Here is a 25,485-nt window from a genome sequence, read left to right as displayed (position 1 = left end):
GCGAAGGGGGAACAGGCCCGTGCCGGGAGGAAGAGTCATGGTCAAATCGCATCTCATCCGAGGACTGATTGGCGCGCTCTGTCTGGCGGGGGCGGCGAACGCGGCGGACTTCTCCGACCCGACATGGCCCTGTATTCAGCGCAAGGTCGAAACGCTCTCTGTCGGGCTGATGTGGCCCTTTCCCATCGCGGAGGTAAAACTCTCCCCCGAAGCGGCCGAGGCGCAGGCGGATCTGGTCGATCGGCTGGTTCTGCGGCGTCTGGAGCTTGAGGAGGTGCAGCCTACTCTTGATGCCTTCGTGGCCGATCATGGCAGCAGCGAGGCACTGCTCGGGCAGGTGTTCCAGAGGACATTCGACAGGTTGGCGCGCACCCGCACCGCCATCGTCAAGGGGATCGAGAACTACTCCTTCCAGCAGATTGCCATGTCGGAATCGATTGAATCCGCCCGGCAGGAAATGACCCGCCTCATGGAGGCCGACAAGCCGGATTTCGACCGGATCGACGAGGTGGAGGAGACGTTGGCATGGGACGAGCGAATCTATACGGATCGCCAGCGCTCCCTCACCTATGTCTGCGAGACGCCGGTGCTGATCGAGAAACGCCTATACGCCATTGCGCAGATGTTGCAGGCGGCGTTGGAGTGATCACTCCCACTCAAGCTCGGTAAAGGCGACCGTGGCATTGCGGGGGTTGTAGAGATCGAACAGCGCCCAGTTACCCGCCTCTGACGCCCCGATGATCTCCACTGCCTCCCCCAGCCGCAGCCCATCATCGAGCGCGGCGCGGGTATCGCGGGCCAGCACATCCAGATAGCGGATCAGGGCCGCGCCCCCCTCGGGCCAATCCAGCACCGGGCCGCCATGGCCGGGCACGATGCGCGCGGCGGCCTCTCCCCCCATGACCTTCAGCAGGGCCCTCCACCCTCGAAGCGAGCCGTCGAGGGCCGGGGCGTGATCATCGAACAGCAGATCGCCAGCAAAAAGCGTGGCGGTGGCGCGGTCAAACACCGTCACATCCGTGCCGGTATGGGCCAAAGGCCGCGCGCGAACCTCCAGCATACGGCCCCCGAGATCAATCTCCACCATGCCCTCGACGGGGATATCCACGGGCGCAGCCCCGCTGCCGAGAAAGGCAGGGCCAATCGCGGCGGACAGGCTCTCGGCGTAGTTGTCTGCGCGGTCGGCAAGCGCGCGGTCCAGCCCCACATGACCGATAACCTCCGCCCCGGCCTCGGCAAAGAAGCCCGCGCCCATCACGTGATCGGGGTGCATATGGGTCAGGATGAGGTGTCGGACGGGCAGGTCGGTGCGGGCACGGATCGCGCGCCAGAGATCCTCCGCCACCGTGCGACTGCCGCCCGCGTCGATCACGGCGACGGAGGACTCCCCAATAATGACGCCAAGATTGGCCACCCCGCCTTCGTTTTCCGGCCCCGGCTCCGCCACCGCGCCGCGGTGCACGAAGATGCCCGGCGCGACCTCCTGCATCAGCAGGCCGGGGGGCGCCTCTTGGCAGAGCGCCACGCCGTCGGCGCGCATCCTCTCGGGCGGGGCAAGACCCGATGCCTGCGCCATACAGGCCGCCTCCGTCGGGGCGCCCGCCTGGGGGATCAACCAATCCCGGCAGTGGTCCGGCGCACTGGCCAGACACAGTGTGATAATCGCCTCGAACATCTGCAACCCTCCCTCTCCGCGGTGCAGCAACACGAAACCGTGCATCACCCCCGACCAAAGTTTGATAGGGCCGCGCCCGCCAGTGTGGCATAACTTCGTGCAATATGTCGTTCGCAGAGGGGGACTTCCCATGAAACTGCTCTTCGCCGCAGCCATCGCCACGGGGCTTGCCACGCCGCTTTTCGCCGAAGAGACCATCCAGAATCCACTGATCGACAGCGAAAGCTGGACGGACATGAAGTATGATATTCTGGGTGACATCGAGCCTGCGGAGGGAAACGGGGTATTCTCCGTCGACGCCCCCTATCGCGCGCATGACGCCGCCACGGTTCCGGTGGTCATCCGCCAGACGAACCCCGACGCGACGATACAGTCTGTGACCGTGGTCATTGACGAAAACCCGGCCCCCTTGGCGGCGGAAGTGGCCTTTGGGGCCGCTATGGTGCCGCTCGATTTCGAATTGCGGGTTCGGGTGAACCAGTATTCCAATGTCCGCGTGATCGCCACGACCGACACGGGCAGCTTCATGACCGGGCGTTTCGTCAAGGCCTCGGGCGGGTGTTCCGCCCCGGCGACGAAAGACCCCGCGCTTGCACTGAACGCCATGGGCCAGATGAAACTGCGCCAGTTCGGGGAGCCGATGATGTCCACCGCCCGGCGCGAGGCACAGATCATGATCCGCCATCCCAACTACTCGGGCCTGCAGCGCGATCAGGTCACCCACCTGTTCATTCCCGCCCATTTCATCGACGAGCTTGAAGTCCGGCAGGGGGATGATCTGTTGTTCACCATGACGGGTGGGATCTCCATCAGCGAAAACCCGGTGTTCCGGTTTGGCTATAGCGACAATGGCGCGCCGAACTTTCACATCCGTGCCCGCGACACCGAGGGCAACGTCTTTGAACAGACCCTACCCAAGACGGCGCAGGGCTAGAAGCAGCGTATCTCCGCCTCGGCCTGTGCGCGGCGAAGCTCGGCGACGATGGCTTGGGGCATCGCGGCCGAGCGGAAGAACGCCATGCGCTCCCCCCCGACCTGCTGCATCGAAAGCACCGTCTCTGCCTGCAGGTAATCCTCATAGGGCAGGATCTCGGCGATCACGTCGATGGAGCAACTGCATTTGCCCAGAACGTCGCGCCCCTGCCCGTTGACCGCCATGCAGCCGAACACATAGTCGGCCCGCGCCTCTGTCGGATAGTCATTGAGCCGATCACGCGTCGTCTGGGCACCGGCGGTGCCAGCGACAAGCAGAAGGGTCAGGAGGATGCGTTTCATTCCAGATCCGCCTCCTCGATCTTCAATATGGAGCGATAGACCGGACCATTCTCTCCCGGCACTTCGGCGGCAAGCTGTTGATACCAACCGGGTACGGCCTCCGACATGGTGACGGTCAGCGCCAGCTTGTCGAACCCGGCCATCCGCTCGCCGTTGGGATCGTTTTCAAAGGGGCGCAGGGTGATCACCTGCGCGGGGGTCGCGACCCCGTCGATGTCGATTTCGGCCTCTTCGATCTCTGCCGGGCGGATCAGCGATTCCTTCACACGGTTGCGAATGTAGAATGGGCTACCGCCCGCGGTTTCGGCCATGTCGCGCACGACAGTTTCGACGAAATACATGATGATCGGGTTGCCGACCCGCTTGGGAAAGCTGCCCAGCCCGCGATGCTTTTCGTCCTGCCGGAATTCCAGTTCCGCCTGTGGCGGCTCCCCTTCGGTGAAGGCCAGGGATATCTCGCCGGTGTCGCGGGTCGCGGTTTCGGGCTTGATCGCGTTGACCACCTCGCGGGCATAGACGAGGCGGCTGTCCATGGAGATGTCGTCGAGCGTTCCGTCGCGGAACAGCAAGTCGTAGGTTTCCTCCGATCCGGTCATCTCCGCTGTGGCGGGACCTGTGATCGCAAGAGCGGCCGCAAGGGCCATTCCGATGAGTGCGTGCTTCATTCCGTTCCTCCCAGACGTCGACTCTACGGCCTCGAACCCTGCTGTCATGCGATACTTTTGTCGGTGCCCGAGGCAAGACCGGAAAAGTGGGCGGGTTCCTGCGTCTTGCGGGCGATCAGGCTGCGCAGATGCACCAGGTTCACGGGTTTCGGCATCACGGAAAAATCCTGTGCCTCGCCGATACGCACGAGATCCACACCCCGGTCAGCAGTGACCATGATGGCGGGCACGTGGACGCCGCTCGCGGTGCGGACGGCGGTGATAGCCTCCACCCCGGTATCCTTGCCGTCAAGCTGATAGTCCGCGACGATGATGTCGGGCGCGATGCCCATATCGGCAACGACCTCAAGCGCCTCCACGGTGGAACGGGTGCCAAAGACGCTCGCCCCCCAACTCTCGAGCTTGCGCACCGTGGCAAAGAGCACATCGGGATCGTTCTCGATCACGATCACCAGCAGGTTCAGAACCCCATTTCCGTATTCAGGCAGGGTAAGTTGGCGCATGGGGCGCAGTCGATGCGGCGCCACGCGCGCCATCTCGATGGAAAAGACAGAGCCGACACCCGGCTTGGAGCGGACCCCGACCACATGCCCGAGGTGCCGGCAGGTCCGGTCCACGATCGACAGGCCAAGACCCATGCCAGACCCCGGCGGTACGTTTTCGGCGCGGGTGAATTCCTCGAAGATGCGGGTCTGATCCTTGTGGGAAATGCCGATCCCGGTGTCCCACACCTCCAGCGTCACGGCATCGGGGCCCCGTTTGCGGCACCCGACGAGCACACGGCCCCGGTCGGTGTACTGAATCGCGTTGACCACCAAATTCTGGATCGAGCGGAGCAGGTAACGTTGATCACTTCGCACCCATGCCGAGGAGGGAATCACATCGAGCCGTACGCCCTTGGCGGCGGCCACGGGGGCCTGATCCTCGATCACCGCCTGCATGATCGGCCCCAGACAGAATTCCGACGGGGACAGCCCGCTGCCCGTGCTTTCCAGCCGCGAGATGTCGAGCAGGGCATGGAGCAGGTTTTCGGTGGAGGTAAAGGACCGCTCCAGACGTTCGACCACGCCGGAATATTCCGTGCCCTCGGTCATGTCCGACAAGGTGGAGATCAGCAGCTTGGCCGCGTTGATCGGTTGCAGAAGGTCATGGCTGGCCGCGGCGAGAAAGCGGGTCTTGGAGGAAACGGCGGCCTCGGCGGCCTCCTTGGCAAGGCGCAACTCCTCCTCGACCTGCGCCTGATGCTCCGATTGCTCGGTCAGCCGGCGGTTCGCCTCGGTGAGCTCGGAGGTCCGTTCCTCCACCCGTTTTTCAAGGATATCCGTGGCGCGCGCCTCCAGCGTCGCATCGGCCACGTCCACCAGAAATCCGCCGTCAGGAAGGCGGTGTGCATGCAATTCCAGAACCCGGCCCGACCGATACCGAAGCCGTTTGCGCAACCGCCCTTCCTCTCGCAGGCGATTGCGCCACCCGTCGAAGAGCGCGAGGCTGCTGCGGGCCAATTCCCCTTGTCCGCGCAGGAAATCGAGGATTGCGCCGAAACGTGTCTCGCTCTGCAAAAGCCGCATGGGCAGACCCAGCAATTCGCCGAACCGCGCGTTGCGGATCATGAGCGTGCCGTCCTGACTGAAGGTGCCGATGCCGACGCTCATATGATCGATCGCGGCTTGCAGGTAATGCGCCTGCATGTCGATCAGGTGATCCTTTTCGGACCGGTTCTTGCGCACCAGATCGGTAATGTCCGTCTGGAGCACCACGAGATTGTCGGAACTCGTGCGCTGTTGGCTGAGCTGGTACCAACGGTCGCCTTCGATCTCGATCACGATGTTGGCCAAGGCCCGGTGCCCGGACGCGCGCACTTCGGCCAGCGCCTGGCGCATCCCGCGGTCGCGGCTCACCAGATGGCGACTCTGGGCGACGGCGGAAAAATAGGCCTCCACCTCCAGTCCGGGCAGGATGCGATCCGAGATGTCCGGCAGCAGCGAGATGAAGAGGTCGTTGAAGATCTGAAGCTTGCCATCGGCAAAGAGCGCAAATCCCCCCTCCATCACCGACAGAGCGTCGGTCAGGTTCTTGCGTGTGCGTTCCCGGTCGAACCGCACCTGTTCCAACTCATCCGAGGCGCGTTGAAGATCCCGGGTTCGCGCCCAGATCTGACCCTGAAGGGCGATGGCGGATTGAAACGCGGCATAGGCGCTGTCGCCGATCTCATGCTGGCGGCCCGCACGGCGCACAAGCGCGTCGATGATCTTGGTCTGTTTGGCGACCTGTACCTCAAGCGGATCGGCGGGATCGATCAATGGAGGTCTCTCCGGCGCGGTTGAAAGAAGGCCACACCAACAAAGGTCTGGTTCACGTGGACGCCGCAATGCTGTTCGCCATAGGTGTTGAAGCCGACAACCCGGTGCCGTTTGAGGATTTCCGACGCATCAAGACGCATGGCCTTGGTTTCGATCTCCAGCAAGCGCAGAAAGCAGTCAAACCCAAGGATCATCTCCGGGGGGCGACCTGCGGCGTCCTTCAGCCCGAGGCCCTCTTCCAACGTGCGCAAAACCTCCTGCCCCTCCCCCAGTGTCAGTAAAAGCCCATCGTCGATGGCGGAGAAGAAGGCGAGCGCGCCGCCCTGATGTACCTTCTGGATCGCGCGCACGTGGTACATGGAACTGTTGCGCACGAGCACGGGATTTTCCGCAAAGACCTCGGGCGAAAGCCGATCCACGTCGCACCCCACGAGCCGGGCATATTCCTGCGCGGCGGGCGCGCCGTTCAGTTCCAGCACAACCCGTTCCTCGGGGATGGCTTCGGTGACGACCATGTGCTTGTCGGTCGGCAGGAAGTGATCGAACCCCAGCCCCGCATATTCAAGGTCGGTTTCAAGCAGCAGCAGCAGGGCCGCATCGCGGTGGAACTGTCCGCCGTGCAGCACATGGGTCTCATCAAAGCGAAGGGCGTGGCCAGCGGAGCCGCCGAACAGGGGCAGATCATCAAGGGCAGTCGCGAGGGCGGCAACAAGCAGGTCCTCTTGGCGCGAGAGCCCGTCGGCAAAGATGAGCGCCAGCCGGTTCCAATCCGCCGTACGCTGAAACTGCGCCGCCAGCCGCCGTGCATTGGTCGAAATCTCCTTGATGGGGAGCGGGTTCAACGGGTCGATCAACATGGAAGCGCAGCGAAAATGCCGCTTGGGAAAGGCAATTGCCACAAGTGCATCGGCATCATAGCCGGTGTCGGGGGCGATCTGTCCCGCGGTGGTGCAACCAAAGACCGGAATGCCGGAGAAGTGCCGGTTGAGCGCGGGCGCCATCTCCGCAAGTTCAAGCCGGTCGGGCACAAAGACGAGCAGGAAACAGATGTCGCGCCCGATCAGCGCCTCACTCATCTCCCGCACGACGTCTTCGGCCGTCTCGGCGCGCGAGACGGCTATTCCGAAGAGTGGGGCAACTGGCGGCGCTGCGTTCAACATCGGGTCAATGGGTCAGGAAGACCCGCGCGGCATCGGCCGACCCATTGGGACCGGCGCCAAAGCTCGCGCTCTCCATCAATACCGCGGCCTGTGTTCGGTTTTGCACCCCGAGACGCCGGAGAAGCGCGGTGATATGCGCCTTCACGGTGGCCTCGGCCAAGGACAACTCATAGGCGATCTGCTTGTTCGGCTTGCCGGCACAGATCAGTTTCATGATCCGAAGCTGCTGCGGCGTGAGGGCGGCGATCCGTTCGCTCGCATCCTGCATGTCGGTGGCGCGTGGCGCCGGCCCCGAACAGGCCCCGCGGTATTCCGGGGGCAGATAGATCTCTCCCGCGACCACGGCGGCGAGGGCCGCACTAAGCTCAGCCACCGGCGTCTCCTTCGGCACGAATCCAGAGGCACCAGCCCCCATGACCGCCTGCACCACATCGCTCGACGCGATGGCGGAGACGACCACGATCGGCGCTTCGTCAACTGCATCGCGCAGGCGAAGAAAGCCGCTGATCCCGGTCACATCCGGCAGTTTCAGGTCGAGCATCACGAGATCCGGCGAGAAGTCCGGCCCCAGTTCGCGCAGCCCCGCTCCGAGGCTCGTCGCGGTGACAATGCGACTGCCGGGATACAACTGCGCCAAGGTCGCGGCCAGTGCATCCCCATAAAGCGGATGATCGTCGATGACGAGCATCCGCATTCGGTTGGGTGAGTTTCCCAAACCCCCGTGTATCATTGCCAAATTCCTCCCGACGGGAGGTTAGCAATAAAACCCGCGCTCACGCAACAACGAGCCGCCCCTCATTCGAGAGGATCTTTCGAACCCGGGTTCAAACCGGTTCAGGCGGGAAGAACACCCTTCGCCTTGGCCACATGGGTGGCAATCGCATCCATCAGAGGTGGCGAGAGACAGTCGTAAGGCTCGACCCCCAACTCCTTGATTCGGGCGCGAATGGCGGGCATCCGCGATGGCTCCACACCCGATTCGATGACCGAAGAGCAGAAGGCGCCGAATTCGACCGGGGACCATCCCGCATCTGGCGACAGTTCCGTATGGATGAAGTCCAGCCCGTGGAACGGATGCCCCTGATCCTCAATCCTGCCGATCATGTGCACACCGCATTCACGGCACGCAGTACGACGGATCGCGGCGCTTTCGTCGATGACGTGCAACTTGTCGCCATTCTCCAGCACCTGCACCTTGTCGCGTCCGACGACGGCGACCTGACTGAAGACAGCCCCCTTGGGCTTCCAGCATTTCGTGCAGCCGCAAACGTGGTTATGCGCCGTTTGATCCGACACCTTCACGACCACGGGATTGGTCTTGCAGTGACAGCGCAACGTGCCGCCCGAAAACCCCGGTTTCGCTGGTTTGATGCCGTTGTCCACAGCCGGGTGAATCTTGACGTTGCTTGGCCCCGGCGCCGCTTTTACCGCCCCCGTGTTGCCGCCATCTCCGCCAAACAGCCTTGACAATAGTCCCATTCGCCACTCCCTTTTTCCGAACGCAGTTCATTTTACGCCGCGTCAATGATCACTGTGCGCCCGGAGCGGTCCCCCCGCAATTCAGCCGATGGTCTCGGTCGGCAGTGTCGTTGCGCGCTTCCGCCGGGCGGTGACAAAGGCCCGCACAAGGCGGCGCAGATCGGGGTGCGTCGGGGTCGGCGCGAAAAGGGCAGCGTCAAGGTCCGACAAGAGGGCGCTCTCGGCCTTGCCGCTCCCGTCCCGTCGCATGAGGGCGGCCATTGCCCGGCGGACCTGTCGCGGATCGTCTCGGCGCAGGCCCGCGCGAAGCTGTCGTCGCAACGGATCGAAGAACGCGTTTTGCGGCACCACCGAAACCCGCCTACCAGCAAGGAGCGCGACCCCGGCGAGACCAACACCGAGGCACAGCCCCAACATCACGCCCCCCGGACGCAGGCTCGCCGAATCCGGGACCGTCGCAACCGGCGCGATTTCCGATTGGGTATAGGCGATGCGTTGGGCAGAGATATTGACCTCATGGCTCTGCCGCGTTTGCGTATTGAAGTAGTCAAAGACGATGGGCTCCACGATGGCGGAGGTCGTATTGGTCGGCTGGATCGTCCAGCGCCAGAAAGTATAGGCGATCGGCCCCTCGGGGGAGAGTTCGACAAGCCGCTTTTCCGGATGCGGAAAGATCATCGCGCTTGGGGAGGTCAATTCCGGCATCGGCGGCAACATCTCTGGCGATGCGCCCACTGCCTCTACCCGGATCACCCGGAGCACGCCCTCGCCCGGTTGCAACTGATCGGGGGCATTCGACCACTGATCCGACACGCGAAGCGACCGGACGGGAAGCCACCAGCCCTCTGTTGCGGGCGCCGCGCGTACCGTGATCGTAACAGGCTCGGAGGTAATCGCATGATCGAACCAATCATCGCCCTCGTCCGTCAGGGTCAATTCGTGGGTAAAGGCCCCGATGGTCAACTCCCCGGCGTTTTCGGGGAAGAGCGCCATTCTGCGGCGGAAATTCTTGACCGGGCGGCCGCTCTCCCGCGTTTCGTACCAGTGGTCTTCGCCCAGTTGCATCCAGTTGAACCCTTCCAGATCAGGCTGGACGAGGTTTTCAAGTGTTATGTGCCTGCGATAGGCGCCATGGATGGTCAGTAGGATCATCTCACCCTGAAACGGCATTTCTGCGGACTGCTCTACGGTTACGGTCAATCGCAACTCATCGGGGAAAACCTCACTGGTCTGCGCCCCCGCGACCCCAGTCAGGACCAGAAACCACATCACGACCCATCTCATCGCGGATCCTCCGGCTCGGGCGGCGACAGACCCAACTCTATGCGCCGCTTGCGCTCATGCTGGATACGGGCATCAAGATATTCGCCCGGCACATCCGCCAAGGTGGCCAGCCAGCGTTCGTTGGCGACCATGAACTTGTCATCGAAAACCTTTCGCACGCGGCGCGCGCCATGGGTGAGCAGTTCGGGCAACCCCAGCAAGGCCCCGGTGTTGGTGCTTTCGTCCCCGGCCCCCGCCGCGCGGGCAGACCCTTGCGCGATGGACGCCTCGACGATGGCCCCCTCTCCCCCGTCCTTGTTATCGAACCACGCTATCGGGCCTTCGGGATCAAGAGCCAGACCGGCGTAATAGGCCGCGACCAGATCGAAATTCGCCGCGGCATCGGCATCGCCGCCTGCCCGCGCCACGTCATAGGCTTCGAGCGCGGCGGCGTAGTCTTCGGTGTGGACAAGCGCGTTGCCCCGGCCAAGGAGGTCTCTTGCCTCACGAAAAGATGCGACGGCGGCGGCATGATCCCCGGCCCGGTATTGCGCCGCGCCGCGCCAACCGGGATCGGTAAAGACCTGCGCGGCCATTCCGGGCATGCCAAGCGCCATCAGCACGCGCCCGAACGGGCCGGTTCCACCAAGCAGCGCCGCGAGCGCGAAACAGCCCGCCGCAATAGTCGAAAGCACCCCCGCGCGCTTCATTCTGCCCGCCTCCGAAAGAGCATCACCATCGGCACCAAGGCCAAGAGCAGCAACAGGCGCCCGCGATCGGCCCAGAAAAGAAGCGGCCAGTCCTGTTGCTCCAGCCGCGTGCGCCCGTCATCCTTCAGAAAGCTTGCCAAGTCTTCGGCATCCGCCAGACCAAAGGCGCGGCCCTCCCCGGCTTGGGTCAACACCGCAATCTCGGGCTCTGCCGGATCGGGGGCAATTACTGAGAGCCGTGCCCCGGCCCCCGCGATCGCCGCCGCCTGCTGCAGCGACGCCGGGCCGAGCCCCCCGCCATCGGTCAACAGGATCACATCCCCCGCCAGCACCTGCCCCTCAGCCAGCATCTGCGCCGCGAGGGACAGGCCACGTTCAGGACGGCTGCCGGGATCGGGAACCGTTTCGGCGGTCACGAGCGACAGGGTCTGGCCCAGTTGTCCGGTATCGGCAGTCAGATCCGTGGCGACATAGGCATCGCCCGCATAGACAATGAGCCCCGCCGGTCGGCTGCCCAGCGATGAGATGGCAAAGCGCCCCATGGTCATCATCGCCGACCAATCAGCCGACGCGGTAACCGACGGGGAGGCATCGAGCACCAGAACAACCGCATCCAGATTGCGGAAGGCCGAGGCATCGCGCCGCTCCACAGCTGGGCCAGCCATGGCCACAACGATGATCCCCGCAGCCGCCAGCGCGAGCCAGCCGCGTATTGCGCCTGCGGATTCGTCTACGTGGCCAAGTGCCCGGAGGGCGCTCATCATGTGCGTGTCGGCAACTCTGGACCAATCCCCAACACCAGCGCGGCGGCGGCGCAGACCCCATGCGGCAAGGAGCAGCCCCACAATCGCAAGCAGCCATGCCGGACGGAGCAGGATCAGTCCCGTCATTCCGGCCTCCACGCGATCCAGAGGCACAAGAGCGCCGCGAGAGCGGCGGGATAGACCCAAAGCTCCTGGTAGACCTCCGCGGCCAACCCATCCCCCGCTGTTGCCTCCAACCGGTCGAGTTCCTCTGCGACGGCTTCCAGATCCTGGGTTGTGCGCACGCGAAAGCTCGTGCCCCCGCTCAGATCAGAGATGGCGCGCAGCGTCGCCGCATCGACCACGCCGTTTTCGCCCGCCTCCGCCGTTTCGGTATCTTTCGGCCCCAAGGCGATCGTGTGGACGCGTACCCCCATGTCGGCGGCAAGACGCGCGACCCCGCGGGGGTTGGTCGCGCCGGCATTGCTGACACCGTCGGACAGAAGGATCACCACCTTGGTCGCCGCGTCCGACTGTTCCATCCGCTTGAGCGCAAGGCCGAGTGCGTCGGAGATATTGGTCGCCCGGCCCGAAATGCCGATGGTGGCCTCTTCGATCCGGCGTGCAATGGCTTCGGTGTCATAAGAAAACGGAGCGGCATAATAAGCATCCGACCCAAAGACGATGAGCGCAACACGATCCCCCGCGCGCCGCCGGGCAAAATCCGCCCCCACATGTTTGACCGCATCCAGCCGGGTGATCTGCTGCTCATTGAGATAGAAATCGTCCCGCACCATGGAGCCGCTCAGATCGAGCGCTATTGCCAGATCCCGCCCCGAAACCTTGAGCGCGGGAATAGGCAGAAGATCCCGAGGACCGGCAAGCGCCAGCACCAGACAGAGCCATGCGGCCCATAGCGGGATGTCGCGCGCGCGCGGTAACCTGCCCCCCGTTCCAGCATCCGCCAGCAGGCCGCGCCCCACGGAGTCGGGCACCGCGAGCGCCGGGCCTTGATGACGACGGCCGGGCATCAGCCGAACCGCGAGGAGCGGCACCGGCAAAAGCAACAAGGCAAGCGGGGCAGCAAGCTCAATCACAGGCGGCAAGCTCCCTCTCCAGCGCCTCGACGCTCGGCATTCCATCAGCCTGATAAAGATCGCGGGCATAACGAGCGTACACCTCGGGGCGCCGCTGTTTCACCAGCGCCAGAAGGCCCAAGGCCTGCCGCTCAGGTCCGAGGCCCCGCAGATCCGCAATCCTCCCCGAAAGCGTTCGGGGCCGCGCCTTGGGTTGAAACCGGAGCACCGCCCGCGCGAGGATCGCAAGCAGCAGCGCGAAAAACAAACCGGCCCCGAGCGCCACGAGAAGTTCGGCAAGAAAACCGCCGGGGGCGTCCGCCGGAAGGCGGATATCCTGCAATCCCTGCAGCACGGCATCACGGGTCAGGGCGCGTTCGGCCATGATCAGGGCGTTCGGTCCGGCGGGAAGGCCCCGGCAAGGCGAAGCGCGGTTTCAGAGAGCGGCGCGCCCGCATCAATCACCAGCGCTTGCTGGCCCGCGATGGCCAACGTTTCGGGCGGGGTGTCGGCGGGGCCACTGATCCGAAGGCGTCGGCGGCGACCATCGGCCAGTCGGATCGGATAGGATCCCGGCGGCAAACGGCGCGTCGCGCCTTCGGTCATTGCCAGAAGTCGCGGCACCCGTCGCTGACTGAGGGCGGCAAGCCTGTCGGGCAGCCCTTCTCCAGCCGCATCGAAACCGGAGGCGATGATGATCTCACATCCCGCAGGGGCAATGCGCTCGATCCGTTGGAACCCCGCATCAAAGGGAGGATCCTCCCGCTCCCCGGCGAGGGCAAGGCCGAGCGCGGCCTCATGGGCCCGCACCAGCCCGCCGATCACCTGCAGCATGCCGCGCGTGCGCCCGCGCGGGGCCAGCGCTACCGGCTCTCCTGCCCCAAGCGCCAGCAACCCGACGCGGCCGCCCTCCTCCACCGCGCGCCAGCCGATCAACACGAGCGCCTCGGCAGCAGCGACGGACAAGAACGCACGCGACAGCCCCCAAAGCATGGCAGGCCGGAAATCAGCGACAAGGATCGTCACCCGGTCGCGCTCCTCCTGAAAGGACCGGATATGCAACACGCCGGTGCGCGCCGTACTGCCACGATCAAGGTGCCGGATATCATCGCCCGCCACATATTCACGGACGTCGGCGATCTCCTGTCCATGGCCGCGCCTGCGGGTGACGAAACCACCGGGAAGCGCGGCGACCGGGGGCGGCACTTGCCGTTCCAGCGCCAGTCGGCGCAGCGCGATCAGGTCGCTCGCCCGCAGAGTGACCCCCGGCGCGTCGAGCGGCCCGGTCATAGCGGCTCGACCGCGGCGAGCACGTCGGAAATCAGTGCGCGGGCAGTCCGCCCGTCGGCCACCGCCCGCCACGTCAAGACCATGCGATGGGCCAGTGCATCCGGTGCCAGAGCGGCCACGTCTTCGGGCAGGGCGTGATCCCGCCCCCGCAGCCACGCCCGCGCCTTGGCCGACGCGGCCAACGCCAGCGAACCGCGCGGCGAGACCGGATGTTCGATATCGCGGGAGAACGGCTCGGTACGCGTGGCGGTCACCAGACGCACGATATAATCACGGAGCGCGGGCGCCAGATGCACCTGCATCGCCTCAGACCGCGCGGCCCGGATTTCATAAAGCGCAAGGGGCGGCGGCGGTGTCGGTGCCCCTTGCCCCTCCGCCTCAACCAGATCCAGTATGCGCCGCTCCGTCTCTGCATCCGGCAGGCCCAGAACAACGTGCATCATGAACCGGTCAAGCTGTGCCTCCGGGAGTGGGAAGGTGCCGTCATGCTCGATGGGATTCTGTGTCGCTACCACGAGAAACGGATCGGGCAGCGCCATCGTCTCGTTCCCGCTCGTGACCTGCCGTTCCGCCATGGCTTCGAGGAGGGCCGATTGCACCTTGGGAGGTGCGCGGTTGATCTCGTCGACCAACACCAGATTGTGGAACACCGGGCCGGGAACGAACTCAAAGGTTCCCGTCTGAGGGCGGAACACCGGCGTGCCGGTCAGGTCGGCGGGGAGAAGGTCGGGCGTGCATTGAATGCGCGCGAAACTTCCTGTCATGGCGTCGGAAAGCCATTTGACGGCCCGTGTTTTGGCCAGCCCCGGCGCGCCCTCCACCAAAAGGTGCCCCCCCGTCAGCACACCGATCAGCAGCCTCTCGATCAGCACCTCGTGCCCGACAAGTCCCTCTGCCAGATGTCCGCTCAGCGCCTGAAGCCGCGCCGGTTGCGCTTGCACCATGGTTTCCATTTCCCCCCCCGTCGCCGTCTGGCGACCCTCGCTCCTGCCGCAGCGTAGAGCACCGGCAAGCCGGGAGGGAAGACCGCCCTTGGTCTCAGTTGGCAACGAGCGCGCAACTGCGATCAAGCAGCGAAGAGGCCGCGAACCGCGCAACCGTTTCATCGGCTTTGCCGAGAAGATCGTCGAACGCGGCGTCGATATAGCTGAGGAAATCGGGGTTGTTGGTCCGATCGACCGGCGCGCGGGCAAGCGCATGCATCATGAAGATGTCAAAGCGGCACAGCCCCGAGGGATTTGATCGCAACAAAGCCCGCATGAAGACCGGCGAATCCCACGGCAGGTTGCGCATGTCGAAGGGCTGTTCCTCCAGCTTCGAGGCAAAGGCGATTTCGGGATCGAAGTGCAGAATGTCCATGCCGAAGGTGAAGGATTGATAGAGTTCCTCCACCAGGATGGAGGCAAAGAACTGACTTTCAAGATCCGTGGGGCCCGGTGCGGCGGGTTGCTTCACGAGCAGATGGGTCGCGCGCCCACGCGCACCAAAGAAGGTCTGGGCCTGCGCGGGGGAGAGCACGAAATACTCTCGCCCCGGCGCGAAGCCGATCAGATAGGAATCGTCCAAGGTCTTCAGGTCGGCATTATACGCGCGCCGCGGTGCATGGCCCGAGTACAGCCGAAGATAGATGGAGCGCCCGGTCCCGCAGAGCCGCAGATCGTTGCCCGCATATCGCATTGGAAGGGTCTTGCCGAAGATCTCTCGCATCAGTGCGCCGAACTCTTCGAGGGTCGCTCGGGTCTGCGGGTGCGGCGGCTCCCCCACGATGCAGAGGGCAGCACCCGCCATGTCCCGCCCGTTTATCCTGATGGGCACGGCGCTCTTGCGTTTCCACATGGCGGTCCGAAGCTCATAGACCCAGCCCTTGCGCGCCAGATCGAGGTAGACCGCCCGATCTGTTTCTGCCCGCGCCGAAAGCGAAAGTGCCAGAAGGAAGAGGACTGTCAGAGCGGTGCGCATGGCGGGTCCGGGCTTTGGCCGTTGTCACAGACCTAGCGCCCGATTGAACCTGCGTCCAATCACAAGCCTATTCAGCAGGTTCGGGAACCGCCTTGCCCGGAGCAGAGCGGTAGATGAGATCGGCGGTATCGTTGTGCGAAAAATCGTCTGCCTGAGATTGCAGCGCGCCATGGTGGGGCGACTTGATACAGACCGGATCGGTCGCGGCCGCGTCCCCCACAACCGCCATCGCCTGACACCGGCACCCACCGAAATCCTTAAGCTTCATGTCGCAGGACCGACAGGGTTCCTGCATCCAGTCAGTGCCACGATAGGCGTTGAACGCGCTGCCATTGTACCAGATGTCGTTGAGAGATTTCTCCCGCACGTTGTCAAACTGCAGATGGGGGATCGATTGCGCCGCGTGGCAGGGCAGCACCTCCCCGTCCGGCGCCACATTCAGCCCCGTCGTGCCCCAGCCGCCCATGCAGCGTTTCGGGAAATCGGAATGATAGTCGGCCGGCACGTAGTCGATGACCAGCGTGCCCTTGAGCGATTTGCGTGCGTCCTTGACGATTGCATCGGCGTCACGCGCCTGCTCCATCGTTGGCATGAGCGCATCACGGTTTTTCAGTGCCCAGCCGTGGAACTGTACGGTCGCCACCTCGATACGGCGCGCGCCCATTTCCACGGCCATCTCAATGGCGCGGGGAAGCTGATGCAGGTTCCGGCGGTGCAACACGGCGTTGAGGGTCAGGGGAAAGCCGATCTCCTTGATCAGCGCGGCGACCTGCATCTTGCGCGCAAAGCCCCCTTTGTATCCGCCAATCTCATCCGCCATCTCCGGCGTCGTGCCCTGAAGCGAAAGCTGGATATGGTCCAGCCCGGCCTCGTCCAGCGCGTGCAAACGACGCTCATTCAAACCGATACCGGATGTGATGAGGTTGGTATATAGCCCCGCCTCACGTGCCGCCACAATCAGGTCGACGAGGTCCCGGCGCGTCGCCGGTTCGCCGCCCGACAGGTGCAGCTGCAGCACGCCAAGGTCCGCGGCCTCACGGAACACCCGGCACCAATCGTCGGTCCCAAGCTCGGTTTCCTGCCGCGCCAACTCAAGCGGGTTGGAGCAATAGGGGCACGACAGCGGACAGCGATGGGTAAGTTCGGCCAGCATGGCGATGGGTGGGCGGGCACTCATGGCTGCAACTCCAGAAAGCGGCGATCCTTGAGCGCGCCGAGAAATCCAGCACTATCCTTGGCGATCTCTTCGGCGGGGGCGTTGTATTTCGCCGCAAGCGCTTGGGTTATCACACCAAAGCTGCGGGCTCCGTCGATTTCAGCCAAAATTGCTTGCCCCACCTGATCGAGCGTGATGGCCCGTTCGGGCGCGAGCAAGACCCACGTGTCGCGCACCCGATCAAAGTGCAGGCGGACGCCGCGCGGCAGATAGGGGATATCGTCAGGACCGATCACGAGGCCCTCGCCAATGCCATACCTTCGCCGGCGACCCATGCACCGGGGGGTACGCGAGCTGGCGCGACATATGCGGAATAAAGCGCGTCAAGCTGTGCCCAGAGTACGTCGGTCTTGAATTCGAGCGCTTTCGCCGCGGCATCCTGCTTTTCCTGCGTGGTCGCATGGTCGAGCACCCAAGCAAGCCCGAAGGCAACATCCTTGGGTGCTTCTTTCAGGCGATTCCGGAAATAGGAGAGCGAACTGTCGTCGGCGAAATCGTAGTTCTGCAACAGCCCTTCGATCCGCTGGGCGTGGATCTTGGGCGCGAACAATTCGGTCAGCGACGCGGCGACGGCCTCCAGCAACGTCTTGTCCCGCACAAAACGAACATAGGCATCCACCGCGAACTTCGTCGCGGGCAACACACCTTCGGTAGAGGCGACATAGTCGGGATTCAGCCCGACGGCCTCCGCCAGCTTCAGCCAGCGTTTGATCCCGCCGGGGTTCGTTTCCGTCCCGTCATGATCCTCGATGCGGGACCGCCACATGCGGCGCAATTCGGGATCCTCGACGCGCGACATGAACGCGGCATCCTTCATCGGGATCGAATGTTGATAATAATAGCGATTGATGACCCAGGCACGCACCTGATCCGGAGAACACCGCCCGCCGTGCAGCATATCGTGGAATGGGTGCTTGTCGTGATAACGCTCGGCACCGATTTGGCGGAGACGGGCTTCAAACTCTTCGCGGGTCTGTGTCATGCGCTGATCTCCATTCCGTCCTGTCCGATGGTCCATCCCGCGGCCTCCGCCTCGGCGCGCTCTGCCGAGTCCGGGCGCAGAACCGGGTTGGTGTTGTTCATATGGACGAACACCTTGCGCCCGACCTCCATCCCGGCAAAGGCCGCAATAGACCCGTCCTCGCCGCTCATCGACATATGGCCCATGCGCTTTCCGGTCTTCTGCCCAAGTCCCGCGCGCACCATCTCATCATCGCGCCAAAGCGTGCCGTCAAAGAAGATGAGCGCCGCACCTTTAAGCCGTTCCCGCAGATCGTCGTTCAGCGTTGCGCAGCCGGGAATGTAGTAGGCGTCGCTCCCCCCCGCGCTCAGATGCACCCCGACAGTCTGGTCCCCAAGAAGGTCAGTTTCGACGACCTCGCCCTCTTTATAAAGTGGCACCTTGCCCGGTACGGGAAAAAGCGCTGCCGACAGTCCGGGGGCAATCTCCACCGATTGTTCGAGGCGTACCGTCTCGCGCGTGACCACGGAGGCATTCAGCGCGGAAAACACCGGGTTTTCCGCCAGCACCTCATGGATACCCTCGGTCGCAAAGACCGTGAAGGGCTGCATCTCGCGTAAGGTCAGAAGCCCAGCCACGTGATCGATATCGCCGTTGGTGAGCAGCACCGAGCGTAGGGGAAGTTCGCGCAATCCGGTTGGATGCAATGCGGGGCAATCGGCCATCTGCTGCCGAATATCGGGCGAGGCATTGAGGATCGCCCAGTCGGTGCCATTCGCGGAGAAGGCGACGGAGCTTTGGGATTGAGCCGGGATCTTGCCCGCCCGCGCGAGATTGCAGTTCTCGCACCCGCAGTTCCATTGGGGCAGACCACCACCAGCAGCTGCCCCAAGTATTCGCGCACGGATGTTCACTCAGATCTCCGCGCGCTTCATATCAGAACAGGACGCCGTCGTCGCCGCCGTCAGGTCCGTACATGTTGATTTCCATGCCGCATTCGATTTCGCGGATCTGGGGTTTGCTCCAGGCCATATCATCTACTCCCTTTTTGAATCACACTTGGTGAGTGAACAAAGCTTCCCTGACGGCAGGTTCATAGTCAAAACCCATGTTCTAAGAAAAAATAAAGTTTGTTTTTTGTCCGAGGCTTAGCAGATATCTGGTGGCGTGCCGTCCAGTTGGAAACCTCGATTGCGGATCGTCTTTATCTCAAACCCAAAATCCGTCGCCGGGTCGAGCTTGCGCCGTAGATAGCCCACATAGACATCCACCACATTTTCAGAGCTCGCCCCTTCCCCGGCCCAGAGCCGCTCGAACAGGGTGTAGCGCGATAATGCCTCACCCGGATGCTCGGCCAAGGTCCGCAACAAGGAGAATTCCCGCTGCGTCAAGGCAACGCTCCGCGTGCCTGAGGTCAGGCTCCAATGTGCGGGATCGAGACGCGCGCGCGGCCTGCTCACACGCGCGCGTTGTTCCTGCACCTTGACCCGCGCAATCAACTCATCAAAGGAGAACGGCTTCACCACGTAGTCGTCCGCGCCCGCCTCAAGGCCCCTCGCGCGGTCCTCGACCTCGGTCAGCGCACTGAGCATGAGGATCGGCGTCGTCCCGCCCTCGTCGCGGATCTGTCTCACAAGGTCCAGCCCGCTATCATTCCCAATCATTACGTCCACAATCGCCGCGGCAAGCCCGCCTGTGCGCAGGGTCTCAAGGGCGGTGTCGACACGGTTGGAGGTTTCCGGTTCATAGCCATGCAGCGTGAGCCCCCGTGCGAGTGCGGAAGTGATCTCCGGATCATCGTCAACGATGAGAATGCGTTTTTCCGCCATGCCGCGAACCTATCCCTCAGCTTTGGGAATGCCCAGCGTCACCCGCAGGCCTCGCCCGGTTTCCGAACGCGGGCTTTGCAGTGAAATGGTGCCGCCCTGCTCCTCCATGACCCACTTTGCGAGCGCGAGGCCAATCCCGAACCCCTCGGAGGCGCTGCCTTTCCGAAACCGCTCAAACACCACCGATTGCAAATCGGGGGGAATGCCCGGCCCATTGTCGGCGACGTGGATCTCAAAGCCGGGCCCTCCTTCGGTCGCGGAAATATCCACCGCACCGCCTTCGCGGGCGTGGCGCACCGCATTCTGTATCAAGCCCGTGGTCAGTTGCCGGAGCCAATTGGCATCGCCGCGCGCGACGAACCCTGCCGGGCAATCGAGCGTCAGGGACATGCCCGCGCTTTGCACCAGCGCTTCGGAATCAACGACCGCATCGGTCAGACATTCCGCGAGTTCCACCGGCGCGGACGACAAGGTAAGCCGCCCGCTTTCGGACCGCGCAATGCGCAACAAGTCATCAATCCGCCGGTTCAGTCTAAGCGCCCGCCCCTCAATGATCTTCAGCCCTTCGGCGGGATCGGTCGTCTTCTGTGCAAGTTGCGCTTCCATGAGGATGACAGTCAGCGGCGTACGCAACTCATGGCTGATATCCGCGAAGAACCTGCGACGATCTTCGTCGATGCGGGACAGTTCTACATTTGCAGCCCGAAGCTCTTCTGTCCGCTGCGCCACAGTGTCGTTCAACCGTGCCCATTCTTCCTCAACCTCACGCGCCCGCGCGCCAAGCACGCGCGCCGCGCGGTTGGTTTCCGTGATAACGCGCCCGATCTCATCGGAACGGTCTTCGGGCAAGGCCACGGCAAAATCCTCACGTCCCAGCCTTTGGGCGGCCTCTTCGAGCATGTCGAGACGCTGAAACTGTGGCCGGACAAGCCCGTATTGCACCCAGGCCGCCACGAGCACGGCCCCAAGCCCCGTCGCCACCGCAATCCATGTCAGCCGCCAGCGTAAACCGGCGATTTCCGCCAAAACCTGCCCACGCATGCGAATTTCCTCGCGGACAGCGGTATTGATGAGAGGATCGAAGTTAAGCGAAAACGTATCGAGGGAGCCGCGAAGTCGATCGCGGCTCGTATCGCCCGAAAGCAACTCTTCCCTCATTCGGCTGAACTGCGCTTCCATCCGGGCGATGGCAAGGCTCTGGGTAGCTTGGCGGGATTGCGCATCAAGCCCGAACCTCTGCGCTTCGGCCACCGCCTCCACGAGATCCGTCCGAAGATGGCCGAAGGTGGCGGCGATGTTTTCCGTCAAACCTCGCAGACGCTCGGTTCGTCTTTCGGGACTCAACCCGGTTTGCACCGCCTCGGTCGCAACCACCAGAAACTGCGAAACCTGCGTGGAAAGGGCGGCATAGCGATCGATCCGGCGTTCGGCCGCGATCGAGCTGTCAATTCGCTCGCCCATGTAGCGCATGCCCTCGATCGTCAGCAGCGCCGACAGCAGAGCTGCCACTGCCAACAACGCCGCACCCACGCCGAGTTGCGCCCTCAAACTTGTCGCCCTGCCGAGGCCAAAGCGACCGATCAACCGGCAAACTCCGTCAATTCCGCTCGGTTTTTGTTCATTTGGGCACTCCGTCCCTTCGTTTCGCCCAGCGATAAGGGATCTCTTATCCTTCCCGCTGTATTGAAGGGACTACGACCATTGGGGGAATTGACAGCGCGCACTTACCCCTGGTGGAGCAGCCAAACCTGCCGCGCAAAGAGGTTTTCATGATTGAACTTGCTTTTGTTGCCTGCCTCGTGACGGTCCCCGATCATTGCGAAAATCGAAGCATGCTTTTTACTGACATCACGCCGATGCAATGTGCAATGGGCGCGCAACCTGAACTCGCCAAGTGGGTCGGCAGCCATGCAAGCTGGCGTGTGCGGGAATGGCGGTGCGCGATGCGGGACAAGACAGCGCTCGATGCCTGAGGGCTCAAGCGCCAAGGGGATAGTCTTTGAGCAGATGAAATCTCCCGTGGGTATCCTCAGCGCAGAGTGACACGGCCTCGATTGCTGTCGGCATCGCGATCCCGGACAACGCCCCCAGTAGCTCCGCCTCGACGGCGGGCAGCGCCGCTTTGGGCAAGCGATCCGTGAGGGTGATATGAAAGCGAAACGCCTCCATCACATGGGCGCTGCCCCAACGCTCAAGATTGTGCCGACCGGCATCGGAAAGGCCCCTCGCGCGGTGGGCCACCTCGTGCGGTGAAAGCGGCACCCTGTGCGGCGACAGGCCGCGGACGAGATTCCCCGCCAACCTGGAGAGCGCAGGCGCGGGGCCATCCGGGACGAGGGCGAGAAAGCGGCCAAGACGCTCAACCTTGAGCGGGGGCAAGACAACGGGTGACAACTCGGCAGTGAGACGCGCCAGATCCGCGCGAAGCTCAGTTGCTGAGGAAGAAAGCTCAAACGGGGCTTTTAGTGTCGCGTGAATTCCATAGCGGGCTGGCTTCGCGGTAATGTCGCGCACGTCGTGGCAGCGCGCCTCGCCCTCGCGAAGCCCCCAGCCCAGCCAATCGCTCAGCACATCGTAGAAGGGCCCCGGAGGTGGAACATAATAGACCGCGTAGCGGCGCCAGACGGATTCGGCCTCAGACAATGTCTTCAGTTGCACCGGGCAGCGACTGCTGCAAATCCTCTCGGCGCTCGGGATCATGCGGCACGAGAAACCCCTTCCGCGACTCAGGCCGACGGACACCGTTCCGGATGATCTCGTCGCGCCACCATGGCTGTGCAGCCTCGGGCGTCGCGGCATCGGCAGGAAGCTCACCTCGCCACCAATGCGCGCAAACAGCCTCCCAAACGCGGCGAACGCGGTCGGGATCCTCGAGGCGAACAGCCGTCTCCGTATCCCATCGCATCGAACGCCCGTTGAGATTTGCCGATCCAACCATGGCAAAGTCCCGGTCGGTGATGAGCAGCTTGTTGTGCACATGGATCATTGGCGATCCAGAGAGCACGGCATCGCTTTCACGGGCAGCGAAGCGTGGTTGAACAGGGCTGGCAAAGACCGCACGATCTTCAAACGCCTCGGACACGCGCTTGATCGCCTGTGCCTGAAGCGCCATGCCGAAGCGCGCATCAAGCCCGTCATTCCCGTCATAGGCAACATCTTCGGGCAGGCCCGGCAGGATACAGATCAGCCGCAGATCCGGATTGTCTTTCGCAGCCTGGGCCAACCCGCCGGCGATCACGGAAGACCGGAGAAACTGCGTCTCGATATAGATAAGGTGCTGCGCTCGCTCGAAGGCGGCAAGGTGATCATCCTGTATCTCTGTCAGCACCGACCGCGGGGAAAGCGCCCAGAACCCCATAGCGCGCGGGGCCGACAAGGTTCGCCTCACGAGCACCCCAGTCTCCGCCTCCTGCTCAACATGGATCACGGCCAGAAAAGTTTCCAGATGCCGCGCCGCTTCTTCGGCCTCAGGGCCGCGGATCAGAATTTGCAGGTCGGACCATGTCTCGGCAGCAGGCCGGTGGTGTTCGCGCGTGTCATAGCGGCGCGGGTTGAGATCCAACCCACCGATATAAAGGGACTCTCGGTCGAAAACCGCAATCTTCTGATGGTGACTGACCGAATACAGTTCAGGCCAGGTGTCGGGGTCCAGACCTACAGCTTGCCGACGCCGGCGTATCCCCCGGATCTTGCGCAGTTGTTCACGCATCTTGCGAAGCGCAAAGGGCATCATCGTCAAGCGGGGAAGCGCGCCCGCCCGCGTCGGATGCATCGATGGGATCACCCGCAGGCGACGGGCGGCCTCTGGACCGACAACCTCCGCCAGCGCTGCGGCCTGTCGCATGGTGCGCCACGTTGCCTCGTGCAGATCCGTGGCCATGACCGGATCGAAATCGCTCAGGACAAGGTGAAACCGCACACCACGGCTCAGCACATGGGCGAGCAGGTCAAACCACGTCTCCCCTACTTCGCGCGCAGCGTCACTCAGAAGAGGCGTGGCGAGGTCGAAAACCCGGAATCCACAGGAAATCTCTTCTCTGGCGGCAAGCACCTCTCGCTCGAAGACCGGCCATGCCTGTTCGGCGGTGACCATGACTTCGAAATCCTGTCGCGTATCTTCGTCAGGCAAATCATCCATGCCGCCGTCCCCCGCCTGTCTCACTGGTATGAGGCTCCTCGTGATCCTCTGACAGGGGAAACGTGATGGTCAAAACATATTCTTCTTCGCCTTCGGAAATATGGGCTTCGCCTTCGAGTTGGGCAACGAAGGCTTCCATGAGTTTCGCGCCGAGTCCCGAGGGCGCAGATGAACGCGCAGCTTCATCGCGGGTTCGCGCGCCGCGGGTGTTTCGAACGCTGAGCTGTGCCTCATGCTCATCGCGGCGCAGTTTCACGTCTATCCTCGGAATCCCGTCGCTCGGAACGCCCGCATGAACGACAGCGTTGTTCAGAGCTTCGGCCAGCACCATGGACACGAGAACTGATTGGTCGGGTGTGAAACGCACCGGATCCGCCTCAACCTCCGCGACGATCGGTTTACCGTTGACGCTTTGCATCGAGGACAGTTCCCGGCACATTGCATCGAGCAAGGTCTCCGCCTCCAGCGTGGTACGCTCCGGGTCAGAGTTCAACGTGCGGTACACGGTGGCGAGACCGCGAACGCGGCGCTGCAATTGCGAGAGGACAAGACGCGCCTCGTCGGATTGGACGCGGCGCGATTGCATGTTCATGATCGAAGCGATGAGTTGCAGGTTGTTCTTGACCCGGTGATGCACCTCGCGGAGGAGCACAGTCTTTTCGCGCAGGTCTTCTTCTCGTCGTCGCTCAGCTTCTGAAAGGATCATCACCGTTCGGTTGAAGGCCTGTTGCGCCTCGGCGAATTCCCTTGGCGGATCGCGCAGGGCCAGTTCGGCCTCGTCCCGCTCTCCCAGCGCATAACGTCTCAATCCGTCACGAAGCCTGCGGATATGGCGAATGACCAGACGATGCAGTCCCCAATAGGCGACCACGATACCGGAAATCCACATCAGCATCGGGAACGCCAGCGGCAGGAGGGAGCGCAAGCCGCCCGTCGCGGTTTCAGCATTCTGGAGCGGCCAACTCCCCACCACGGCAGCTTGCCCGGGGATCATCGTACCGACAGCGAAAATGTAGGTCTTTCCGTCGAGCCCCTGATCGATAAACGCCTCGCCCGACCGGGCGAGCAAGCCCGCCACGTCGACGGACGCAGGTAGGTGCGGGTCTCCGACGGACATGTCGGTATTGGAGAGAAGCAATCCGTAGCGGTTGACAGTTACCGCCTGAAACCCGTCGCTCACTCCCAGTTCATGGAGCAATCGCACTGCCACGTTGAAGGGGACGGAAACGGAGACCACACCCGCATAGCCGTCCTCGCTGAAGACCGGGGCGTTCGCGCTGAAGACCTGCTGGCCGGAGATTCCGACTTGCTCGGTTACTGTGAAGAACGAAACTTGGCGATTCAGCGCCTCGCGAAACTCACTTTTGAGTATGAGATCGGCGTGAGCGGCATGAGATGCGCAGCGATACCGACCGCCCTCCCCGATATAGGCGGCGAAGATAAACTCATCCTGCCGCCCGACGAAACGCTCGAGAAGGGCGTCGCAGCCCCGACTATCCCCGGTTGTCGCCTCGACAGATACGGCAAGACCACGTGCCGCGCCCATCGCGCGATCCATCAATTCGCGCTGGATAGACGCCGCGCGCTCGGTCTCTGCCAGAACGAGCGCGCGCGAAAGCCTGTCCGCTTCGTTAATGACGGCGTTGGTTTGATACAGTGAGACAATCCCCAGCGGCAGCAACGCAAGGGTAAGCAATCCGACCAGCCTGGTAGCCAGTCCATCGGCCGCCAGGTTCAGTTTCATTC

The 25,485-nt window shown here is 63.3% G+C and carries 28 protein-coding genes; 3 read left to right on the top strand and 25 right to left on the bottom strand.

The window, feature by feature from the left end:
- Window positions 1-37: 37 nt before the first annotated feature.
- Window positions 38-646, top strand: coding sequence for a hypothetical protein (locus tag BM234_RS15045; protein ID WP_092066453.1), 609 nt, complete (start codon window positions 38-40; stop codon window positions 644-646).
- On the opposite strand, the gene BM234_RS15040 is transcribed toward BM234_RS15045, so the two are convergent.
- Window positions 647-1,675: a quinoprotein relay system zinc metallohydrolase 2 gene (locus BM234_RS15040; RefSeq protein WP_092066451.1), complete on the bottom strand. Its 1,029-nt coding sequence runs from the start codon at window positions 1,673-1,675 to the stop codon at window positions 647-649. It abuts the gene before it with no gap.
- A 130-nt stretch (window positions 1,676-1,805) separates the two neighbouring features.
- On the opposite strand from BM234_RS15040, the gene BM234_RS15035 reads away from it, so the two are divergent.
- Window positions 1,806-2,609: a quinoprotein dehydrogenase-associated SoxYZ-like carrier gene (locus BM234_RS15035; RefSeq protein WP_092066449.1), complete on the top strand. Its 804-nt coding sequence runs from the start codon at window positions 1,806-1,808 to the stop codon at window positions 2,607-2,609.
- On the opposite strand, the gene BM234_RS15030 is transcribed toward BM234_RS15035, so the two are convergent.
- The 21 genes from BM234_RS15030 to BM234_RS14930 form a co-directional block, all read right to left on the bottom strand.
- On the bottom strand, window positions 2,606-2,950 hold the full coding sequence (locus BM234_RS15030) for a hypothetical protein (RefSeq protein WP_092066447.1): 345 nt from the start codon (window positions 2,948-2,950) through the stop codon (window positions 2,606-2,608). The genes BM234_RS15035 and BM234_RS15030 overlap by 4 nt on opposite strands.
- Window positions 2,947-3,615 (bottom strand): hypothetical protein, encoded by a 669-nt coding sequence (locus BM234_RS15025; RefSeq protein ID WP_092066445.1) that lies wholly within the window; start codon window positions 3,613-3,615, stop codon window positions 2,947-2,949. Before BM234_RS15025 ends, BM234_RS15030 begins: the two co-directional genes overlap by 4 nt.
- Before the next feature lie 44 nt (window positions 3,616-3,659).
- Complete coding sequence (locus BM234_RS15020) at window positions 3,660-5,915, bottom strand: ATP-binding response regulator (protein WP_092066443.1); 2,256 nt, start codon at window positions 5,913-5,915, stop codon at window positions 3,660-3,662.
- Entirely contained in the window at window positions 5,912-7,075 is a 1,164-nt protein-coding gene (locus BM234_RS15015; RefSeq protein ID WP_092066441.1) for an FIST N-terminal domain-containing protein, read from the bottom strand. Before BM234_RS15015 ends, BM234_RS15020 begins: the two co-directional genes overlap by 4 nt.
- 4 nt (window positions 7,076-7,079) lie before the next feature.
- A complete protein-coding gene (locus tag BM234_RS15010) occupies window positions 7,080-7,805 on the bottom strand; it encodes a LuxR C-terminal-related transcriptional regulator (RefSeq protein WP_092066439.1) in 726 nt (241 codons plus the stop codon).
- Between the two features lie 104 nt (window positions 7,806-7,909).
- The gene (gfa, locus tag BM234_RS15005) at window positions 7,910-8,554 is read right to left on the bottom strand and encodes an S-(hydroxymethyl)glutathione synthase (protein ID WP_092066437.1); all 645 of its coding nucleotides are present in this window, start codon (window positions 8,552-8,554) and stop codon (window positions 7,910-7,912) included.
- Window positions 8,555-8,635: 81 nt separating this feature from the next.
- The gene (locus tag BM234_RS15000; RefSeq protein ID WP_092066435.1) at window positions 8,636-9,838 is read right to left on the bottom strand and encodes a BatD family protein; all 1,203 of its coding nucleotides are present in this window, start codon (window positions 9,836-9,838) and stop codon (window positions 8,636-8,638) included.
- On the bottom strand, window positions 9,835-10,527 hold the full coding sequence (locus tag BM234_RS14995; protein WP_092066433.1) for a tetratricopeptide repeat protein: 693 nt from the start codon (window positions 10,525-10,527) through the stop codon (window positions 9,835-9,837). The genes BM234_RS15000 and BM234_RS14995 overlap by 4 nt, the downstream gene beginning before the upstream one ends.
- Entirely contained in the window at window positions 10,524-11,417 is an 894-nt protein-coding gene (locus BM234_RS14990; RefSeq protein WP_092066431.1) for a VWA domain-containing protein, read from the bottom strand. Before BM234_RS14990 ends, BM234_RS14995 begins: the two co-directional genes overlap by 4 nt.
- Window positions 11,414-12,367 (bottom strand): VWA domain-containing protein, encoded by a 954-nt coding sequence (locus BM234_RS14985; RefSeq protein ID WP_092066429.1) that lies wholly within the window; start codon window positions 12,365-12,367, stop codon window positions 11,414-11,416. Before BM234_RS14985 ends, BM234_RS14990 begins: the two co-directional genes overlap by 4 nt.
- Entirely contained in the window at window positions 12,360-12,731 is a 372-nt protein-coding gene (locus tag BM234_RS14980) for a hypothetical protein (protein ID WP_092066427.1), read from the bottom strand. Before BM234_RS14980 ends, BM234_RS14985 begins: the two co-directional genes overlap by 8 nt.
- A gap of 2 nt (window positions 12,732-12,733) precedes the next feature.
- The gene (locus BM234_RS14975; RefSeq protein WP_092066425.1) at window positions 12,734-13,636 is read right to left on the bottom strand and encodes a DUF58 domain-containing protein; all 903 of its coding nucleotides are present in this window, start codon (window positions 13,634-13,636) and stop codon (window positions 12,734-12,736) included.
- On the bottom strand, window positions 13,633-14,580 hold the full coding sequence (locus tag BM234_RS14970) for an AAA family ATPase (protein WP_175501294.1): 948 nt from the start codon (window positions 14,578-14,580) through the stop codon (window positions 13,633-13,635). The genes BM234_RS14975 and BM234_RS14970 overlap by 4 nt, the downstream gene beginning before the upstream one ends.
- 94 nt (window positions 14,581-14,674) lie before the next feature.
- Window positions 14,675-15,595, bottom strand: a complete 921-nt coding sequence (locus BM234_RS14965) for a hypothetical protein (RefSeq protein WP_092066421.1) — start codon at window positions 15,593-15,595, stop codon at window positions 14,675-14,677.
- Window positions 15,596-15,662: 67 nt separating this feature from the next.
- Window positions 15,663-16,772, bottom strand: a complete 1,110-nt coding sequence (pqqE, locus tag BM234_RS14960) for a pyrroloquinoline quinone biosynthesis protein PqqE (RefSeq protein WP_092066419.1) — start codon at window positions 16,770-16,772, stop codon at window positions 15,663-15,665.
- The gene (gene pqqD / locus BM234_RS14955) at window positions 16,769-17,047 is read right to left on the bottom strand and encodes a pyrroloquinoline quinone biosynthesis peptide chaperone PqqD (protein WP_092066417.1); all 279 of its coding nucleotides are present in this window, start codon (window positions 17,045-17,047) and stop codon (window positions 16,769-16,771) included. The genes pqqE and pqqD overlap by 4 nt, the downstream gene beginning before the upstream one ends.
- Window positions 17,044-17,793 carry a pyrroloquinoline-quinone synthase PqqC gene (gene pqqC, locus BM234_RS14950; RefSeq protein ID WP_092066415.1) on the bottom strand — a complete coding sequence of 250 codons (750 nt, stop codon included), beginning with the start codon at window positions 17,791-17,793 and terminating at the stop codon, window positions 17,044-17,046. The genes pqqD and pqqC overlap by 4 nt, the downstream gene beginning before the upstream one ends.
- Window positions 17,790-18,686 carry a pyrroloquinoline quinone biosynthesis protein PqqB gene (gene pqqB, locus BM234_RS14945; protein ID WP_092066413.1) on the bottom strand — a complete coding sequence of 299 codons (897 nt, stop codon included), beginning with the start codon at window positions 18,684-18,686 and terminating at the stop codon, window positions 17,790-17,792. Before pqqB ends, pqqC begins: the two co-directional genes overlap by 4 nt.
- A gap of 22 nt (window positions 18,687-18,708) precedes the next feature.
- Window positions 18,709-18,804: a pyrroloquinoline quinone precursor peptide PqqA gene (gene pqqA, locus BM234_RS14940; RefSeq protein ID WP_092066411.1), complete on the bottom strand. Its 96-nt coding sequence runs from the start codon at window positions 18,802-18,804 to the stop codon at window positions 18,709-18,711.
- A 116-nt stretch (window positions 18,805-18,920) separates the two neighbouring features.
- A complete protein-coding gene (locus BM234_RS14935; RefSeq protein WP_092066409.1) occupies window positions 18,921-19,601 on the bottom strand; it encodes a response regulator transcription factor in 681 nt (226 codons plus the stop codon).
- Window positions 19,602-19,610: 9 nt separating this feature from the next.
- Entirely contained in the window at window positions 19,611-21,149 is a 1,539-nt protein-coding gene (locus BM234_RS14930; protein ID WP_245752673.1) for a sensor histidine kinase, read from the bottom strand.
- Window positions 21,150-21,370: 221 nt separating this feature from the next.
- Here BM234_RS14930 and BM234_RS14925 point away from each other — a divergent pair, with 221 nt between their 5' ends.
- Window positions 21,371-21,574, top strand: a complete 204-nt coding sequence (locus BM234_RS14925; RefSeq protein WP_092066407.1) for a hypothetical protein — start codon at window positions 21,371-21,373, stop codon at window positions 21,572-21,574.
- Between the two features lie 4 nt (window positions 21,575-21,578).
- On the opposite strand, the gene BM234_RS14920 is transcribed toward BM234_RS14925, so the two are convergent.
- From BM234_RS14920 to BM234_RS14910, 3 genes are read right to left on the bottom strand one after another with little or no spacing between them, the layout of a single operon-like run.
- Window positions 21,579-22,259 carry a DUF1045 domain-containing protein gene (locus BM234_RS14920; protein ID WP_175501289.1) on the bottom strand — a complete coding sequence of 227 codons (681 nt, stop codon included), beginning with the start codon at window positions 22,257-22,259 and terminating at the stop codon, window positions 21,579-21,581.
- The gene (locus BM234_RS14915) at window positions 22,237-23,739 is read right to left on the bottom strand and encodes a phospholipase D family protein (protein WP_092066403.1); all 1,503 of its coding nucleotides are present in this window, start codon (window positions 23,737-23,739) and stop codon (window positions 22,237-22,239) included. Before BM234_RS14915 ends, BM234_RS14920 begins: the two co-directional genes overlap by 23 nt.
- Window positions 23,732-25,483 carry a sensor histidine kinase gene (locus BM234_RS14910; RefSeq protein ID WP_092066401.1) on the bottom strand — a complete coding sequence of 584 codons (1,752 nt, stop codon included), beginning with the start codon at window positions 25,481-25,483 and terminating at the stop codon, window positions 23,732-23,734. Before BM234_RS14910 ends, BM234_RS14915 begins: the two co-directional genes overlap by 8 nt.
- Between the last annotated feature and the right edge of the window lie 2 nt (window positions 25,484-25,485).

The organism is Poseidonocella pacifica (assembly GCF_900111875.1).
GTDB lineage: Bacteria > Pseudomonadota > Alphaproteobacteria > Rhodobacterales > Rhodobacteraceae > Poseidonocella > Poseidonocella pacifica.
Note: the sequence above shows the minus strand (reverse complement) of the source record. Positions and strands in the feature narration are given on the sequence as shown.

Bases quoted from the DNA above. Each gene is read 5' to 3' on its own strand.
- BM234_RS14990 (WP_092066431.1), bottom strand. From the start codon at position 11,417: ATGACGGGACTGATCCTGCTCCGTCCGGCATGGCTGCTTGCGATTGTG.
- BM234_RS14980 (WP_092066427.1), bottom strand. From the start codon at position 12,731: ATGGCCGAACGCGCCCTGACCCGTGATGCCGTGCTGCAGGGATTGCAG.
- BM234_RS15035 (WP_092066449.1), top strand. From the start codon at position 1,806: ATGAAACTGCTCTTCGCCGCAGCCATCGCCACGGGGCTTGCCACGCCG.
- BM234_RS14995 (WP_092066433.1), bottom strand. From the start codon at position 10,527: ATGAAGCGCGCGGGGGTGCTTTCGACTATTGCGGCGGGCTGTTTCGCG.
- BM234_RS14965 (WP_092066421.1), bottom strand. From the start codon at position 15,595: ATGCGCACCGCTCTGACAGTCCTCTTCCTTCTGGCACTTTCGCTTTCG.
- BM234_RS15030 (WP_092066447.1), bottom strand. From the start codon at position 2,950: ATGAAACGCATCCTCCTGACCCTTCTGCTTGTCGCTGGCACCGCCGGT.
- gfa (WP_092066437.1), bottom strand. From the start codon at position 8,554: ATGGGACTATTGTCAAGGCTGTTTGGCGGAGATGGCGGCAACACGGGG.
- pqqA (WP_092066411.1), bottom strand. From the start codon at position 18,804: ATGGCCTGGAGCAAACCCCAGATCCGCGAAATCGAATGCGGCATGGAA.
- BM234_RS14970 (WP_175501294.1), bottom strand. From the start codon at position 14,580: ATGGTGCAAGCGCAACCGGCGCGGCTTCAGGCGCTGAGCGGACATCTG.
- BM234_RS15010 (WP_092066439.1), bottom strand. From the start codon at position 7,805: ATGATACACGGGGGTTTGGGAAACTCACCCAACCGAATGCGGATGCTC.
- BM234_RS15015 (WP_092066441.1), bottom strand. From the start codon at position 7,075: ATGTTGAACGCAGCGCCGCCAGTTGCCCCACTCTTCGGAATAGCCGTC.
- BM234_RS15040 (WP_092066451.1), bottom strand. From the start codon at position 1,675: ATGTTCGAGGCGATTATCACACTGTGTCTGGCCAGTGCGCCGGACCAC.
- pqqE (WP_092066419.1), bottom strand. From the start codon at position 16,772: ATGAGTGCCCGCCCACCCATCGCCATGCTGGCCGAACTTACCCATCGC.
- BM234_RS15025 (WP_092066445.1), bottom strand. From the start codon at position 3,615: ATGAAGCACGCACTCATCGGAATGGCCCTTGCGGCCGCTCTTGCGATC.
- BM234_RS15000 (WP_092066435.1), bottom strand. From the start codon at position 9,838: ATGAGATGGGTCGTGATGTGGTTTCTGGTCCTGACTGGGGTCGCGGGG.
- BM234_RS14975 (WP_092066425.1), bottom strand. From the start codon at position 13,636: ATGACCGGGCCGCTCGACGCGCCGGGGGTCACTCTGCGGGCGAGCGAC.
- BM234_RS14910 (WP_092066401.1), bottom strand. From the start codon at position 25,483: ATGAAACTGAACCTGGCGGCCGATGGACTGGCTACCAGGCTGGTCGGA.
- BM234_RS14915 (WP_092066403.1), bottom strand. From the start codon at position 23,739: ATGGATGATTTGCCTGACGAAGATACGCGACAGGATTTCGAAGTCATG.
- pqqC (WP_092066415.1), bottom strand. From the start codon at position 17,793: ATGACACAGACCCGCGAAGAGTTTGAAGCCCGTCTCCGCCAAATCGGT.
- BM234_RS14935 (WP_092066409.1), bottom strand. From the start codon at position 19,601: ATGGCGGAAAAACGCATTCTCATCGTTGACGATGATCCGGAGATCACT.
- BM234_RS14925 (WP_092066407.1), top strand. From the start codon at position 21,371: ATGATTGAACTTGCTTTTGTTGCCTGCCTCGTGACGGTCCCCGATCAT.
- BM234_RS15045 (WP_092066453.1), top strand. From the start codon at position 38: ATGGTCAAATCGCATCTCATCCGAGGACTGATTGGCGCGCTCTGTCTG.